General features: G+C 60.9%; 10 protein-coding genes and 1 pseudogene. 5 read left to right on the plus strand and 6 right to left on the minus strand.

Annotated elements, in window-relative coordinates; genetic code table 11:
* Positions 1 to 258: 258 nt before the first annotated feature.
* Positions 259 to 2,346, minus strand: coding sequence for an elongation factor G (gene fusA / locus VHX65_20435; protein HEX4000925.1), 2,088 nt, complete (start codon positions 2,344 to 2,346; stop codon positions 259 to 261).
* A 612-nt stretch (positions 2,347 to 2,958) separates the two neighbouring features.
* On the opposite strand from fusA, the gene VHX65_20440 reads away from it, so the two are divergent.
* The 3 genes from VHX65_20440 to VHX65_20450 all read left to right on the plus strand — a co-directional run bounded on the left by VHX65_20440 (position 2,959) and on the right by VHX65_20450 (position 5,499).
* The gene (locus VHX65_20440; GenBank protein ID HEX4000926.1) at positions 2,959 to 4,653 is read left to right on the plus strand and encodes a SpoIIE family protein phosphatase; all 1,695 of its coding nucleotides are present in this window, start codon (positions 2,959 to 2,961) and stop codon (positions 4,651 to 4,653) included.
* A gap of 74 nt (positions 4,654 to 4,727) precedes the next feature.
* The gene (locus VHX65_20445; protein HEX4000927.1) at positions 4,728 to 4,952 is read left to right on the plus strand and encodes a hypothetical protein; all 225 of its coding nucleotides are present in this window, start codon (positions 4,728 to 4,730) and stop codon (positions 4,950 to 4,952) included.
* A 67-nt stretch (positions 4,953 to 5,019) separates the two neighbouring features.
* Positions 5,020 to 5,499 (plus strand): hypothetical protein, encoded by a 480-nt coding sequence (locus VHX65_20450; GenBank protein HEX4000928.1) that lies wholly within the window; start codon positions 5,020 to 5,022, stop codon positions 5,497 to 5,499.
* Positions 5,500 to 5,606: 107 nt separating this feature from the next.
* Here VHX65_20450 and VHX65_20455 read toward each other — a convergent pair whose 3' ends face one another.
* Positions 5,607 to 6,119 carry a hypothetical protein gene (locus VHX65_20455; GenBank protein ID HEX4000929.1) on the minus strand — a complete coding sequence of 171 codons (513 nt, stop codon included), beginning with the start codon at positions 6,117 to 6,119 and terminating at the stop codon, positions 5,607 to 5,609.
* Positions 6,120 to 6,378: 259 nt separating this feature from the next.
* Between VHX65_20455 and VHX65_20460 the strand changes: the two genes are divergently transcribed.
* Positions 6,379 to 7,641, plus strand: a complete 1,263-nt coding sequence (locus VHX65_20460; protein ID HEX4000930.1) for a GDSL-type esterase/lipase family protein — start codon at positions 6,379 to 6,381, stop codon at positions 7,639 to 7,641.
* A gap of 295 nt (positions 7,642 to 7,936) precedes the next feature.
* A complete protein-coding gene (locus VHX65_20465) occupies positions 7,937 to 8,185 on the plus strand; it encodes a carbon storage regulator (protein ID HEX4000931.1) in 249 nt (82 codons plus the stop codon).
* Between the two features lie 300 nt (positions 8,186 to 8,485).
* Here VHX65_20465 and VHX65_20470 read toward each other — a convergent pair whose 3' ends face one another.
* The 4 genes and pseudogenes from VHX65_20470 to VHX65_20485 all read right to left on the minus strand — a co-directional run bounded on the left by VHX65_20470 (position 8,486) and on the right by VHX65_20485 (position 14,633).
* Positions 8,486 to 9,802 carry an FAD:protein FMN transferase gene (locus tag VHX65_20470; GenBank protein HEX4000932.1) on the minus strand — a complete coding sequence of 439 codons (1,317 nt, stop codon included), beginning with the start codon at positions 9,800 to 9,802 and terminating at the stop codon, positions 8,486 to 8,488.
* On the minus strand, positions 9,799 to 11,511 hold the full coding sequence (locus tag VHX65_20475; GenBank protein ID HEX4000933.1) for an FMN-binding protein: 1,713 nt from the start codon (positions 11,509 to 11,511) through the stop codon (positions 9,799 to 9,801). Before VHX65_20475 ends, VHX65_20470 begins: the two co-directional genes overlap by 4 nt.
* 26 nt (positions 11,512 to 11,537) lie before the next feature.
* A pseudogene (locus VHX65_20480) lies at positions 11,538 to 13,358 on the minus strand (FAD-dependent oxidoreductase).
* A gap of 474 nt (positions 13,359 to 13,832) precedes the next feature.
* Positions 13,833 to 14,633: a PEP-CTERM sorting domain-containing protein gene (locus VHX65_20485; GenBank protein ID HEX4000934.1), complete on the minus strand. Its 801-nt coding sequence runs from the start codon at positions 14,631 to 14,633 to the stop codon at positions 13,833 to 13,835.
* Positions 14,634 to 15,393 lie beyond the last annotated feature (760 nt).

The following is a 15,393-nucleotide window of genomic DNA, read 5'->3' on the forward strand; positions in this document are numbered from 1 at the left end:
TGGCGGGAGGCCGCGCGGTCTGAAACGGCAGATGGCTCACGCGGAGACGCGGGGGATGCGGAGAAGACGAAGGGCGAGAAGGAAACGGATGCAAGCGGGCGGCGCCGAAAAACACGCGAGCCCGTGGCGGACGCTTGCGCGTCCTCACGGCCTTCTCGAGCCAGTCTCAGAACCGTCCGCGGAGAAGTGGACAGGCCCCTTTTGCTCCGAAGACTCCGCAAAAGGGGGCACTCCCCGACGGTTTGAAATGGCTTTTCGTCATTTCGCCCCGACGAGCTCGCGCTTCTTTTTCTCGGCGATGATTTCTTGCTGGATCGCGTTGGGAACGCGGCGATATTTGAGGAATTCCATCGTGAAGGTGCCCTGCCCCTGCGTCATGCTGCGCAGATCGGTCGAGTAGCCGAACGTTTCGGCCAGCGGCACTTCCCCTTCGATCACCGCGTTGACCCCCTGCACTTCGGTCGAAACGATCAGCCCGCGGCGGCTGGTCAATTCGCCGGCCACGGGGCCCTGATAATTCGCCGGCACTTCAATTTCCACTTTCATGATCGGTTCGAGCAACACCGGCTTGGTTTGCAAGAATGTTTCACGGAAGCAGTTGCGGGCGCACGTTTGGAACGCCATATCGGAGCTATCGACATCGTGGTATGAGCCGTCTTCGAGCACGCCCTTGACGCCGACGATCGGATACCCGGCGATCGGCCCCTTGGCGACCGAGGCCGCAAAGCCCTTTTCCACCGAGGGAATGTATTCCTTCGGGATGCGGCCCTGCACGACCGTGCTTTCGAACTCGAAGTTTTCTTCCGCATCCTCGGGCAGCGGCTCGAGATAGCCGACGATATGGGCGAACTGGCCGGAACCGCCCGTTTGCTTCTTGTGGCGATAGTTGTATTCGGCCTTGGCGGTCGGGGCTTCGCGGTAGCTGACCTTCGGGGCGCCGACTTCGACCTCGACTTTGTATTCGCGGCGAATCCGTTCGACATAGATTTCCAAGTGCAATTCGCCCATGCCGGCGATCACGGTTTCGCCGGTTTCTTCATCGGCCGTGCAGCGGAACGTCGGGTCTTCGCGCATGAACCGGGCCAGGGCCTTGCTCAAGCGGTCGGCCCCGTCGCGGCTGACCGGGTTGATGGCCTTCTTGATGACCGGTTCGGCAATGAACATGCTTTCGAGCGTGCAGAATTTCGGCGTCGCGGCATACGTGTCGCCGCTGGCGGCATCGATGCCCATGATGGCCACGATATCGCCCGCATCGGCCGAATCCACTTCGGTTCGCTTATCGGCGTGCATCTTCACGATGCGGCTGAATCGCTGCTTTTGGCCGGTGCGCTGGTTGAAATACATTTCGCCCTTCCCGGCCCGGCCTTGATAGATCCGCATGAACGTCAGTTGGCCGTGCGGATCGTCGACGATCTTGAACGCCATGCCGACGAGCGGCTTGTTCACGTCGGGCACCAGCGGCACTTCTTCGCTCGGATTGTTGTAGGCCTTGGCCACGACGCGGCGTTCGAGCGGCGAGGGCAAATAGCGGACGACCGCATCCAGCAGCGGCTGGACACCTTTGTTCTTATAGGCCGAGCCCATGAACACGGGCGTCACATCCTGCCCCTGCACGGCTTCCTTCACCACCGTGTGGATCAGGTCCGCGGGAACGTCTTGCTCCGCCAGCATCAATTCCATCATCTCGTCGCTATACATGGCGAGCGATTCGAGCATGGCGTGGCGAGCGGTTTTGGCGTCGTCGAGCAGTTCGGCGGGAATCGCTTCGCGGCGGACCGTCTGGCCATTCGAGCCGTCGAAGTAGACAGCTTCCATCGTGATCAGATCGATCACGCCTTCGAAAGCATCTTCCTTCCCGATCGGCCATTGCATGAGGATCGGATCGCAGCCGAGCTTTTCTTTCACTTGCGACACGACGCGCTGCGGATTGGCGCCGGTGCGGTCCATCTTGTTGATAAAGGCGAGCCGGGGCACGTGATAGCGCTTCATCTGGCGATCGACGGTCATCGATTGCGACTGCACGCCGCCGACAGCGCAGAGCACAAGGATCGCGCCATCGAGCACGCGCAAGCTGCGTTCGACTTCGACGGTGAAATCGACGTGGCCCGGGGTGTCGATCAAATTGATGTCGCAGCCCTGCCATTCGACGCTGGTGGCGGCGCTGGTGATGGTGATGCCGCGTTCGCGTTCGAGGTCCATATAGTCCATCGTGGCGCCGCCCTCGCCCTTGACCTCCTGCATGCGGTGAATGCGGCCCGCATAGTAGAGGATCCGTTCGCTGAGGGTGGTTTTCCCCGAGTCGATATGGGCCGACACACCGATGTTGCGCAGCTTCGAAACATCCATAGTTACACCTTCAGACCGCAAAATCGCCAAGGGACGAGAAACAGGAGGCCGGACAATGAACAACTATTATTCGTTCGCGGTCCAGCCCGGGCCGCCAGAACCCGGGAGCCAACCAGTCGCAAGCCAGTCGGACCCGGCCAGTCAGACCCACGCAAAACCGGGCTGCACGACAACCATCCCCCTTCGGCGCTTAGCCGGCCATGGGCACGGATGCTGTGAATTGGAGCAAGTCAGTCAGACTTTGCCGCCTGGTGCGTTTGGTGGGGACTTCCTACCTTGTCATATATTAACCTGTTTTCCGATTGGGAAAAGGCCAAATTCGGTTGGCAGGCTTTGAGGCTGTGAGGGATGAAGCGGTCCCTGCCGCCGTACCTCAAAGCCCCACCGTCTCAAAGCCTTACAGCCCCCACCCTCTTGGTTGACGTTACGACGCGGGGGAACATAAAATCGTGGCTCGCTCTCCGCGTGGCTCGTGCATGAAGATCGCGCTGGTTCGCGCCGCCCAAGCCCAGGGAAGGCCCGGATGCCGCCCTGTAATTGCAATGCGGTCTCCTGGCCTTCCCTGGGCTTCGTTCGGAGGCGGCGCGGCGAATTTCGATTGGTTGTAATCGCATGGCTATTTTGGAAGTTTTTGCCGGCAACAATGTCGGCGAGCAGGTGAAGCTGGCCGAGGGACGGTCTATCATGGGCCGTCATCCGGATTGCGACATCGTTCTCGATGCCGGCGCTGTCAGCCGGCAGCATGCCCAAATCACTTGGATCGACGGCGATTATTTCGTCGAAGACCTGCACAGCCGCAACGGCACCTTCGTCAATGGCGAGCCGATCCAGGCCCCGCGGCGGCTGGCCGAGGGCGATCGGCTGAAAATCTGCGACCTCGCCTTCACATTCTACCGCGACCAGCCGAGCCAGCGGGCCACGGTCGCCGCAACCGGCCTGGAAACCGTCATCGGCGGGGCAATGCTCGTCGAAGACGACGATTCCGGATCGGTCGGGCGGTCGACCATCATGTCGAAGATCGACATTTTGTCCGACGCCGGCGGCGTGCGGCTCGGCGTCAATCCGGAGATGAAGTTGCGGGCACTAATCGAGATCACGCAGAACCTGCGCAAATCGATCAATGTCGACGAAGTGCTCCCCAAGCTGCTCGACAGCCTGTTCAAGATTTTCGTGCAAGCAGATCGGGGTTTCGTCGTGCTGCGTGGGCCAGTCGAGGGGCAATTGCTGCTCAAGGCGGTGAAGCAGCGGCGCGCTGCCGGCGACGACGCCATTCGCATGAGCCGCACCATCGTCAACGAAGTGCTCACGAACAAGCAGGCCATCCTTTCCGCGGACGCGGCCACCGACTCGCGCTTTCAGATGAGCCAAAGCATTGCCGATTTTCGCATCCGCTCGATGATGTGCGCCCCGCTGGTGAGCAGCGACGGCAATGCCCTCGGGGCGATCCAACTCGACACGCTCGACCAGCGAAGCCGCTTTCAACAAGACGATCTCGATATGTTGGCCGGGGTCGCCGGGCAGGCGGCATTCGTGCTTGAAAACGCCCAGCTTCATGAGCAATCGCTCAAGCAGCAGTCGATCCAGCGCGATCTGGAACTGGCCCACAAGGTGCAGCAAGGCCTGTTGCCCGCCGCGCCGCCGAAGATTGAAAAGTATCGTTTTTTCGATTTCTACGAGCCGGCGAATCAAGTCGGCGGCGACTTCTACGACTATATCCGCTTGAGCAACGGCCGGCTGGCGATCGTGCTTGCCGATGTGTCGGGAAAGGGAGTTTCCGCAGCGCTCGTGATGGCGAAGCTGTCGGCCGAGGTGCGGTATTGCCTGGCGAGCGAGTCGTCGGCCGCGGCGGCCATCAACCGCATCAACTACGGTTTTTGCCACAGCGGCTGGGACGACCGCTTCGTGACGATGGTGATGGCCTTGGTCGACCCGCAGCGCGAGGAAGCGACGATTGTCAACGCGGGGCATATGCCGCCGCTGTTGCGGCGCGGGCCGCATCGGGTCGAGCCGATCGGCGGCGACCAATCCGGCGTGCCGCTGGGGGTCGATCCCGACCATCGCTATCATGCCAGCACGGTGAGGCTGAATCCCGGCGATTTCATGACGCTGTTTACCGACGGAATCAGCGAAGCGATGAACGCCGAGAACCAGCTTTACGGAATCAACCGGCTTACCGAGCAAGTCGGCGCGAATGCCGACGACGTGGCCGCATTGGGCCGGCAGATTCTCGACGACGTGAAGCAATTCGTCGGCGGCCGCCCGCAGAGCGACGACATGTGCTTGCTTTGCTTCGGGCGGGAGCGATGATTGCCGTATTCGCTTGTTCCCGCACGCAGTGCGGCCACGCGACGAGAAAAGCGAATTTACGAAGAGGGTAGTTTATGAGCGCGACGGAAGACGAACTCAGGCCGGAATATGGCGATGCCGATTTCAACGGCGCGGCGCGCGGAAAATACGCAAAGCGATTCGCGGCCGGCACGAATTTGGGGAAAATCGACGCGGATTTGATTACCGAATTCGCAGACGAACAGGTGGCGAACGACGCGCTGCGTTGGATGCTGACGCTGCCCAGTGCGGTCGAGCGGTTGACAAAACGCACGGGTTGACCCGTCCAGCGGCATTTCGGCAATATCCGCCGCACATAATGAAACTCTGACCACCATGCAGCCGCCGATGTTTACTCCCGAAATGCAGCAGCGGCAAGACCGCGAGCATCTGAGGCTGTTGGCGATCTTTCATTTTGTCGCCGGAGGATTCGCTCTGCTCGGGGCGGGGGTAATGTTTCTGGAATCCGCCATGATGGGGAGCCTGTTTGCGAATCCGGAAATGTTGAAACGAATGCAACAGGACCCGAAGGGGCCGCCGCCGGAATTCGTCAAGCATTTCATGGAGTTCTTCGTCTGGATTTTCTTGTTCATCAGCATCTTCTTGGTGGCGATGGCGATTTTGAATGTATTTTCCGGCCTGTTTCTTTTGCGACGGAAGCATCGCGTCTTTTCGGTTGTCGTCGCTGCCATCGATTGCTTGCAGATCCCGATCGGCACGATTCTCGGCGTGTTTACGATCCTTGCTCTCTCGCGCGATTCGGTACGGCAAATGTACGCCGAACCGGACCGCGAATTCGAACGCCAATGGCACGACCGCGGCTTTTGACGCGGGTTGCAGCGCGCGGGTGCCATGCCCACGGCTTTGCGTGGGCATGTTTGCCAACTCGCCGTTCGCATGCCCGTTAAGAGCGTTTTCCAGTGGCGAACCATGATTCAGCGTTGCTGTTCTGGAATCGGAAACCATAGGCCGCGTTGCCAGACGGTCGCGCGGCTGAATTGAATGTCGCGCCAGTTTCGGAAATGATCTACCAGTTTTGCCTCGCTGCGCGGCGCCGAGCTGTCCGGTCCGTACGGTTCGCCGGTTGGCTCATCCTGAACCGTTTCGACCCGAAGATCGGGGCCGCTCGACCATAGGCATGGCACGCCCGGTACGATCCGCGCAACGTACCAATAATTTCCAGCAAGCGGCGAGACTTGCGGGACTTGGTGGGTACGATAGATCGGCACCGCGATCAACAGCGCGATGGCAGGTACCAACAGGATCGCCGCGGCCCGAGCGCGCGCACCCCAACGCCGGCTTTCAGTTGCCCAATCGGGCGCGCGCAGCCACGTCGCGCCGAGCAACACCAGCGGAAGCGGCGCCACCGACCAAGAGATGTTTACATGCATCGAATTCATCAGCCACACCCACGCGCAAAGCACAACGCTCAACAGGACGCCGATCACGGCAGCGATGACTTCGCTGCGAGCATTCCCCGGGGGCTGAACGGCGGCGATTCTTGATGAATTCTCGTTTCTACGGCGATCCCACTGGCAGACTTCGCTTGCCGGTGGCACACTGGCATTTGTCGCGGCGCTCGGATCTCATGCCCACTGCTCCGAGTGGGCGTGTGAAACGCGAGTTCGCAGAAATGCCCCGCGCAAAGCCGTGGGCATGGCACCCGGCGCCGAATTTGTGTCTCAATCCATATCCCGGAATAACCACATGCAGCGCTGCAATTCAATTTTGTTGCTCTTGCCGATTTTCGCTGGCCTCGTTTTTGGGATCGTCATGATTCCCGCGGAAAGTCGCTTCTTGTGCGCCGCCGAACCGGCTTCCACAGCGGCAATCGAGAAATTGCCGTATGGGCACGATTATTTCAAGCTTCGCGGCGGCCTACAGAATTGCCGAACCCATTTCGAACGTGAGAAGACCGGGCGTGTCGTGTTTCTCGGCGGGTCGATCACCGAAATGGACGGTTGGCGCGAATTGGTTTGCAAAGATCTCGAGCGGCGATTTCCGCAAACCAAGTTCGACTTCATCAATGCCGGCATCTCTTCGACCGGTTCGACGCCCGGCGCGTTCCGGCTCATGCGCGACGTATTCGGCCGTGGCCCGGTAGATCTGCTGTTCGAGGAAGCGGCCGTCAACGACGACACGAACAGTTTTTCCGACGAAGCGCAGATTCGCGGCATGGAAGGGATCGTCCGCCATGCCCGGCTCGTGCAGCCCGAGATCGATATTGTGTTGCTGCAATTCGTTGATCCGGGAAAGATGGTGCTGATCAACCAGGGCAAGACGCCGGCCGTGATCGCGAATCATGAAAAAGTCGCGGATTTCTACCGCCTGCCGTCGATCGATCTGGCCCGAGAGGTGACCGAGCGGATTCGGGCCGGGCAATTCACGTGGGAAAAAGATTTTCGAGACCTGCATCCCGCGCCGTTCGGCCAAGCGCTTTATGCTCGGAGTATTGCTCGGCTGTTTGATGCGGCGTGGAAAGAGCCGCTCGCGGCCGGAGCGATGGTCGAGGCCCATCCGCTTCCCTTGAAGCCGATCGATCCGAAGAGCTACTTCCGCGGCCGGCTCGGCGATATCCACGACGCGAAGATCGTAGCCGGCTGGAAAATCGACAATGCCTGGAAGCCGCACGACAAGGCCGGCACCCGAAAGCGATTCGTCGACGTGCCGATGCTCGTGGCCGACGGGCCGGGGGCGACGCTGACGCTGAGATTCTCCGGCACCGCGATCGGAATCTTCGTGGCCGCCGGGCCGGATGCCGGAATCGTCGAATACAGTGTCGACGGCCGGCCGGCGAAGTCGCAAGACCTGTTCACCCAATGGAGCAGCGGGCTGCACATCCCGTGGACCTACGTTCTCAACGGCGACCTCTCCGATGGCGAGCATGAATTGACGCTGCGCATCGCCGGCAAGAAAAATCCCGCCAGCACGGGCCACGCCTGCCGAATCGTCGATTTTCTGTTGAATTGACGACGGATCCCGTCTTTTTCCGGCTGGCGGCCGGCCGACCGGATCTTTCGTCGGCCGGTGCGGCGTACGGCCGAATTCTTGCCGAAACCGCGCCGCAAGCTGATCGCAAAACCATCAGGGTCTTAACCGGTTCTCATCAAGGGCTCACAATCGGCAGCTAGCATACGAGCGTCAATCGAGAACTTCAGTTTCTGGCCTCTTGCCAGGCGCGCGAGATCGGCCCGAAAATCAATTGCCACAACCATCGCATCGAACGAATGAGTTTCGTTTCCGATCTCGCTCGAAAGGAGCCGCCATGTTGGTCCTCTCGCGTAAACAAGGACAATCGATCGTAATCGACGAGCGGACAGTCGTCACGGTGTTGCAGATCGGACAGGGGCGGGTACAGATCGGGATCGTGGCGCCGCCGCGCGTGCCGGTCTACCGCCAGGAGATTCACGACCGGATCAAAGCCGAACAGCGGCTGCTGGAAGCCGGCAATACCGCCGCTTCGGCGTCGCAAACCGGGGAAACGCTGATCACGATCGAGCTCACAAGCGCGTAGAATCCGGATTGTTCAACATGCTAAAAAGTCGCGGCTTGGCTGCGAAATCGTGGCCCGATACGACAAGTAGCCTGAACTTCAGTGGCTTCCTCGCTTACGCTTCGGGCTAGTGGCGGTTCGGCTGAACGGCCGAACGATTGGATCCACGCTCTTGAGTGGCTTCCTCGCTTACGCTTCGGGCTAGTGGCGGTTCGGCTGAACGGCCGAACGATTGGATCCACGCTCTTCAGTGGCTTCCTCGCTTACGCTTCGGGCTAGTGGCGGTTCGGCTGAACGGCCGAACGGTTGCATCCACGCTCTTCAGTGGCTTCCTCGCTTACGCTTCGGGCTAGCGGTGCACCGCGATTCCGTCGCGGATGCAGCTGGCCCGCTTCGTCGGCGCCACGCCACAAGCGCTGCCGCAATCGCGAAGGCTACAACGATCGCTAACGTCGTCCATCTCAAGGAAGCAATGTGGATCGCGCCGGCCAGTCGCTCTTGATTAGCCGTCGGCGGTTCGACTGCCTCAGTCGCAGTGGGTCGGAGTGCATCATGGTCGAGGCCGAGTCCAGCCGAGAAAAATCGCCGGGCAAATTCGCGGCTCGCGATGGCTCGAAAATCGGTTTCGCGGGTTTCGCCCCCTTCGCCGGCGCGACGCACTACATAATAAGCCGCGATGCCGCGTTCGTTCGCCAGTCGCACTCCATCGATCGGGCCGAGCACCATTAGCGCCTTGGCCCACGCATCGGCCGTCAGGCAATCGCCGGCTACGATCGACACCGACGTGGCGGCGTGCGCGATCGGCCGGCCGGTGCGCGGGTCGATGATATGCGAATAGCGATGGCCGTCTTGCAGAAAATAATGTCGATAGTCGCCCGACGTGGAGAGGGCCGCGTCCCCCGGCTCGAGCGCCAACTGCACGCCGCTGGGAATTTCGGTCGGCCGATCGATGCCGACGCGCCACGGTCGGCCGTCGAAGGCATGGCCCCGCGCGCGAATATGGCCGTCGAGCCGAATCAGATAATTCGTCACTCCGCGGCGCTCAAGCGCTCGCGCGATTCGATCGACCGCAAAGCCCGGTGCGATGCCGTTCAGATCGAGTGCGACCTCCGGACGAGTTTTGCGCAACGCCGGCGGATCAACGCGCACCGCAATCAGTTCTGAGCCGACCGAGTGGCGAACGCGGGCAATTTCGTCGGCCGGCGGCACATGACCCATTCCGCCGCGCGGACCGAAACCCCACAGATCGACCAGCGGCGCGACGGTGATATCGAACGTTCCGCCGCTGCGATCGTGAATCGCAATCGCAGCGCGCACGACTGCCGCCAGATCCGGCGAGACCGCAAGCCAATCGGTCGACCGCGAGCGATTGAATTGCGACACCTCGGTGTCGGAATGGTAGCGCGACATCTGCCGATCGACGCCGGCCAGAATCGCATCGATTTCGCCGCGGACCGCTGACAGTGCCGGCACATCCAACGGTTCTCCGAGACGCACGCGATACGTGGTGCCTTGAGCGGGACCGGCGAATGTCGGTTCTTCGACCGCCGCGTTCGACGAGCTAGTGGCAACGGCAAAAAGCGTTGCCGCCAGGCAGAAAAAGTAGATGAGTCGTCGGAGAGCGGCGATGCGGTTCATTTTCCGACCCACCAGAATAAAGCCGCCAATGCCAAACACGCGCCAGCGAGCAAGTCGCGCCGCGTAAATCGGCCGCTACGGGCGTTGCCGCGCAGATAATTGAGCAGCGCCCCGGTGGGGCAGCCATAGCGGCAATAGGCCATCGGCACGAACAACGAAGCCACGCCGCCCACCGCGGCAATCGCCAACGTTCCCCAGCCGGCGATGCGAAACACGTAGGCGTCAAAGGGCTCGATATCGGCCAAATTGAACGGCCAATGGGCAAGCGAAACCAGCAGGCAAAAAAGAAGCAAGCCGCCCGGAACAAGCCCGATCGCAGTTCGCCACGGTCGCGGAATCGTGTGGCGAGGATGGGCGAATCGCAACGCAAGCTGCTGCAGCGCCCCGTGCGGGCAGAGATGCGAGCAATACAGGTTGCGCTTTGTCATGATTGGCAGAAGGAGCGCCGCCGCCGTCAGCAGGATCAGGCTCCATGCACCGGCAGGCACTCCCGACTGAGCCCAACCCAACAATTGAGCTTGAGAAAGCAGCACGCCATTCACCAATCCCAAATAGGCCAGCACGAGAAATTGAAAGCCGACGCGCACCGTGGCGATGCCGCGCAATTTGGTAAAGCCGATGACGATCCCGGCGAGAACAACGACAAGCGTTCCGACGTCGGCCGGCGCAAAACTCAGCCCGCGCGATTGCGATCGCCGAGACGCTTGTTCCTGGACGAGTTTTCCCTTGGCGGCCAGCACCAATCCTTTTGCGACGGCCATGCTGGTCATCGTCGCGCCGGAAACGCCTTCCACTCCGGCCGCCTCGAGGTCGAGCCCCGCCAGTGCCTCGATCGACTTGCCATCGAACAAATTGCGAAATTCCTCGTCGTCGCGAACGTAGCCGACATATGGCTCGTTATCGTAACTCTGATGAATCGCCAGCCCGACGACTCGGCCTTGCAAATCGATGCCCACCAGAGCATCGGTCGGGCCCTGATAGCCGATCGTATTGTCGGCCGCCGGCGATGTCCGCAGCACCCAGCCCAGCGGAGCATCCTTTCGGCCGCGAACACGCGCCACCGACGGATCGCCGGGGTCTGACTCGATTTGTTCCGCATGCGGAAACAACGAACGAACATCGCCGACGGTCACTGCCGCCGGAAATTTCAGCGATGCGCCCGCGGCGCCGCCGAGCCGCCGCCGCAGGCCCTCGGCCATGGCAAAGCTGGTCAGCGTCGCTCCAGACACCGCGTCGACGCTGACGCGGCGAGCTGCTTCGTCGAGCGTCAGCCCGATGTAGCCACGGAAAAATTTCGGATCGTTTCTTACGCGCGCCACATGCTGCGGCGTGTCGCCGCTGGAGAGCACGGCGAGCCCGGCAATGCGGCCGGCGGAATCCAAGGCCACGAGGAGATTCGTCGAGCCGGAGAAACCAATCGTCGAATCGCTGTTCGGGGCCGTTTCAAGCACCGTGCCGATTCGACCGCCGCGGGCGCCGCGAACATCGAAGCCGCCAGCGACGATTGCCGAGGCTCTCAAACTTTCAGCGGTCGGAAAGAATTCGCGAACGCGCTGGAGTGGAATCGGGGGCGGCCCCGACGCGCCGCTTTTCGCAACCAGCGCCCGGTAGCGAGCGTGAATCAATAGCACGATCGCGACGAACACGGCGACGCGCGAGCCGTGTACGCTCCATCGCCGCGCCGCCGCCGCCCGCGGAAAATGCTTCATGGCCGCGGAGCGAGTTGCGCGGCTGCCGGCGATTTGATCGAATCGTGCACGGTCGCGCGGCGGGCTTTTCCGGGCAGCTTCAGCAGTTCGTCCATTTCCGACCAATAGCTCTCGAACACTTTTCGCGGCGTGCAATCGTGGAGCACGCAAATCGATGCCGCCCTGCCGACCACTTCGCCCATCATCCCGCACGTTTTCATCACCCGCGTCGTGCCGAGCGCTTCGTGGGTAACGCTAATGCAACGGCCGGCCATGAACAGGTTGTCGATATTCCGCGAATAGAAGCAGCGATACGGAATCGGATAGCCGTAGGCGCGGTCGAGCTTCGCATTGAATTTCGCGATCGAAATAAACGGATTGTCGGGATAGGTCTTGGCGTATTCTTTTTTCGGGTAGTGCAGGTCGATCGACCAAGTGCTCGGCACGCAGCCGTCGAGAAAGTCGCGTTTTGACAAGATATCCTCTTCGCTGAGCAGCACGTCGCCGAGCAGCCGCCGCGACTCGCGCGGCCCGCCGATATAGGCCACCCAGGTGAGCGTGGCGTGCTTGTGCTTGGCGGCGCCGTCGCGATTTTTCATGGCGTTGAAAGCGCCGAACACGGCCCGCAGATTCCAATCGCGGATTCCCTCGGCATCGCCGAGCGGATCTTTGTCGAACCCGCTTTCCCAAAACCATTCGCCGTGGAAATCGCGCGGGTAGGGGAAATCTTTCATCGTCAGATCGAGGGCCCAGGGCGTCTTGGGAAACGCGACATCGTGGTCTGCCTGAGCCCAAGACCACATGTTGCTCATGCCCATCCGGCCGGTGGCGGTCATATCTTCGTCGGCGCCGCATAAGGCGCCGATTTCGCCGTGCCCCGTGCAATCGACGAATAGCCGGCCGGTGAATTCGAGTTCGTGGCTGTTGCGCGTGTCGAGGGCCGTGACACTTCCGATGTGCGGCCCGTCGTGGCTCAGCTTATAGACGCGATCATTCAGAAACAGGTCGAGATTCGCCTCGGCCCGCACGACCTTTTCCTTCTTTTCATCTCCGAACTGTTCGGCGGGGCCGGGGCTTTTCTTGGCGTGGTCGCAAAACTCCTCGACAATCTCACCGATGCGCGGATACTTGCCGCGGCGGATCTCGCCCTGCGCCCACACGCGAACCTCGCTCGAGCCGTTGCCTCCCAGCACAGGCCGATCTTCGATGAGCGCGACTTTGCATCCCATGCGGGCCGCCGAAATGGCCGCCCCCATGCCGGCATATCCGCCGCCGACCACGACCAGATCGTAACCCGATTTTACCGGCGGATGCTCCGGCAAGCCGAGCAATCTTCGCCGCCAATTCGGCAGCACGGCCTGATCGTTCGGCGGCGGCTTGTCGTCCTGGGTAAAATAGATCGCATCGCAACGGCCATCGAATCCCGTCAGATCATGCAGCGCAAGCGTCAGGTTCCCGGCGGGCACTTCGACCGTGTCTCCCGGCTGCCAAAACCAATCGCTCCCTTCGGTGCCGAAGGTGGTCTTGAGGGGCCGGCCATCGATGAGCAATTGGAATCGGCCCGGCTGGCCGGGAGCGTGCCAGCGCGCCACCCAATCTTTGGTCCGGACGAACACATGGTAGGCGCCGGCGGCAGGAAACGTGACCGTGGTGCGCGCATCGGCGACCGGCTGGCCCAACCCATGCGCCAGCAGATACGGAGAGCCCATGGCGTCGATGAATTGAGTGTCGACGCTCCAGCCCCCCAGATGCTCGAAACCTTCCGCCTCGACCAATAGCGACTCCCGCGCCGCGGCCGACGCCACGTTCGACGCGGCGAAAAGCATCAAAACCGACAACAGCCAGCGAGCTTTCTTCATAACCGACATTCCGCCGAATCCGATCGAAATGCATGCCACCAAATCGCCAACCCGGACCCCGTGCCCGCAGGGGCAACGCGCTGCAAAACACAGTATAACTGCTGCAATCGACCGGTCGAGCGGTGAACGGATAGAGCCGGCCGCTGCGGGCCGCCCCTCGCACGGATCCGTACCTGCGGAATTACCGCATACGGCTGGTACCTCGGATGCCGACGAACGGATGGCACCGCGTTGGCGCCGCCGTTCGCACGCCCAGCCGTCCACGCGACCTGCGTTCCCCGCACTGTGTCCGGCCCAGTAGCAAGGACCGGCGTTCTCCTTGGTCGGTCCCCTTCCCTTCAAGCGCCGGCGTGTTGACACGAGCGCCAGCCTGCAAATTTTGACGCGATTGCCCTGCCGCCACCGCCCACTAAAATCCACGAAAAGCCGAAAAGGCCGGCTCGCGTCGAACGGGCCTCTTCAGTTATGTTTGTCGGCCGAACCCTAAAACTGGGCCGATTGCATTCGCATTCTGCGCAGAGCAACGCCAGTCAGAGTAATCCCTCCGAGGCAAAGTAGCACGATGCTGGAGGGCTCGGGCACGGCAGTCGCCGTTAGATTGGCATTATCGAAGCCAAACGTCGATATCCCGTTTGAAGTGAAATCGTTGAGAAAGTTTCCCGGCCCCTGAGACAGGTCGGCAGACAGCGGCGTCATGAAATTATTGCCGGTGGACGTACCTGCAAAATTCAAAAATGCCGACGAATAGGTCACGGTTCCAGTGTCTAATCCATCCTGATCGCTGAACGACGAAGTGCCGCTAAAGCCATTGATGGTCGCGTTCGTAAAGTTCACTGTCAGTAGATTGGTTTGTCCGTTGATGGGCGTATCGAGAAGAATCTGGATCGTGCCCGAGTCGATGGGTTGATCGTAGAATAGGGGGCCGAAGAAAGTTGTGGATGAAGCCGGGGTCATCGTCGTCGCAGTTAGAAAAAGATGAGCGGCAAGATCGCCCGAAAGCTGGCTGCCTAGCGAACCTGAGATGGAGCCGGGCGTATAGTCGAACGTGACGGGCGAGCCGCCGGAAACAGTCGTGAAAGATGCGCTGGTGCCAGAATTGTTCGTAAAAACCCAGCTACCGTCATTCGGATTGTCCGGCACGGTCTCGACGAGCTGCACAGAGGCCGCGGTAGCAGTGCCGGTCAGGACAAAAAGCCCCAATACGATCGCGGACCAAATGGGACCAGCGGTGCGCGCGGCATGGACAGATCGAAACGACATGTTGCAGATCATCGAAGTTTGCATTAGCGATTTTTCCTTTTCGGAGGGTATGGTGACGTAGCTCGGGAAGAGCGCGCGCAGGGCATGGAGTTCAATGCTAACGAAGGAAGCGGGCAGGCAAAACGGGGGGCGCAAAACGGGGGGGGCGCAAAACGGGGGGGCGCAAAACGGGACGGGGCCGATATTGATGAGATGGGTTGTTTTGCGTTAGTCTTCGCGCACGAATCCTGCCAGGGAGGAAATGGTTGTTGATGTCATGGGTCGGGGGACAACGGGTCAGAACTATTCTTTAAACAGACCAGTCTTAACGCGTCGCAAATCGTGTGGTCCGCTTTCCGCTCCTAAGCCAGCCGAGGCCGAGGGACGAGGAAGCGAATTTAAGGGGACGGGACTAATTAAAATGACTCCCGTCCCCTTAAATTCCATCCCTTTCGAGACGCCCACGCCCCGATTGCCATCCGCCCAAAATTTACTTGCCTTTGCGGGAAGCAGCGATACACTGCCGACTGGTCTCTTCCCACGGGTGGGTATTTCCGCTCCCCACCAAAGACACGTCAATCACTTCTTCCGGGCGGACAGGCGGGCAAACGATGAATTCGTTCTCCATTAGATCGCTGGTTGGTGCATCGCGCCCGAACCGGTCAGCACCACGCCTGCCGACGAAAGCTGATTTCAATCCAATAATCCCGTCTTCCCCAAATAGCTGGGATGCTGCCGGGAAGTCCTGGTTTTCTCGACCCAAGGCGGCGGTGCTTGTATGCGAGTTTGTCGCAGAGAGCAGTAG

The sequence above is a fragment of the Pirellulales bacterium genome, from assembly GCA_036267355.1.
Lineage (GTDB): Bacteria > Planctomycetota > Planctomycetia > Pirellulales > DATAWG01 > DATAWG01.

Bases quoted from the DNA above. Each gene is read 5' to 3' on its own strand.
- VHX65_20450 (HEX4000928.1), top strand. From the start codon at position 5,020: ATGTTTACTCCCGAAATGCAGCAGCGGCAAGACCGCGAGCATCTGAGG.
- VHX65_20470 (HEX4000932.1), bottom strand. From the start codon at position 9,802: ATGAACCGCATCGCCGCTCTCCGACGACTCATCTACTTTTTCTGCCTG.
- VHX65_20445 (HEX4000927.1), top strand. From the start codon at position 4,728: ATGAGCGCGACGGAAGACGAACTCAGGCCGGAATATGGCGATGCCGAT.
- VHX65_20465 (HEX4000931.1), top strand. From the start codon at position 7,937: ATGTTGGTCCTCTCGCGTAAACAAGGACAATCGATCGTAATCGACGAG.
- VHX65_20440 (HEX4000926.1), top strand. From the start codon at position 2,959: ATGGCTATTTTGGAAGTTTTTGCCGGCAACAATGTCGGCGAGCAGGTG.
- VHX65_20485 (HEX4000934.1), bottom strand. From the start codon at position 14,633: ATGCAAACTTCGATGATCTGCAACATGTCGTTTCGATCTGTCCATGCC.
- VHX65_20460 (HEX4000930.1), top strand. From the start codon at position 6,379: ATGCAGCGCTGCAATTCAATTTTGTTGCTCTTGCCGATTTTCGCTGGC.
- fusA (HEX4000925.1), bottom strand. From the start codon at position 2,346: ATGGATGTTTCGAAGCTGCGCAACATCGGTGTGTCGGCCCATATCGAC.
- VHX65_20475 (HEX4000933.1), bottom strand. From the start codon at position 11,511: ATGAAGCATTTTCCGCGGGCGGCGGCGGCGCGGCGATGGAGCGTACAC.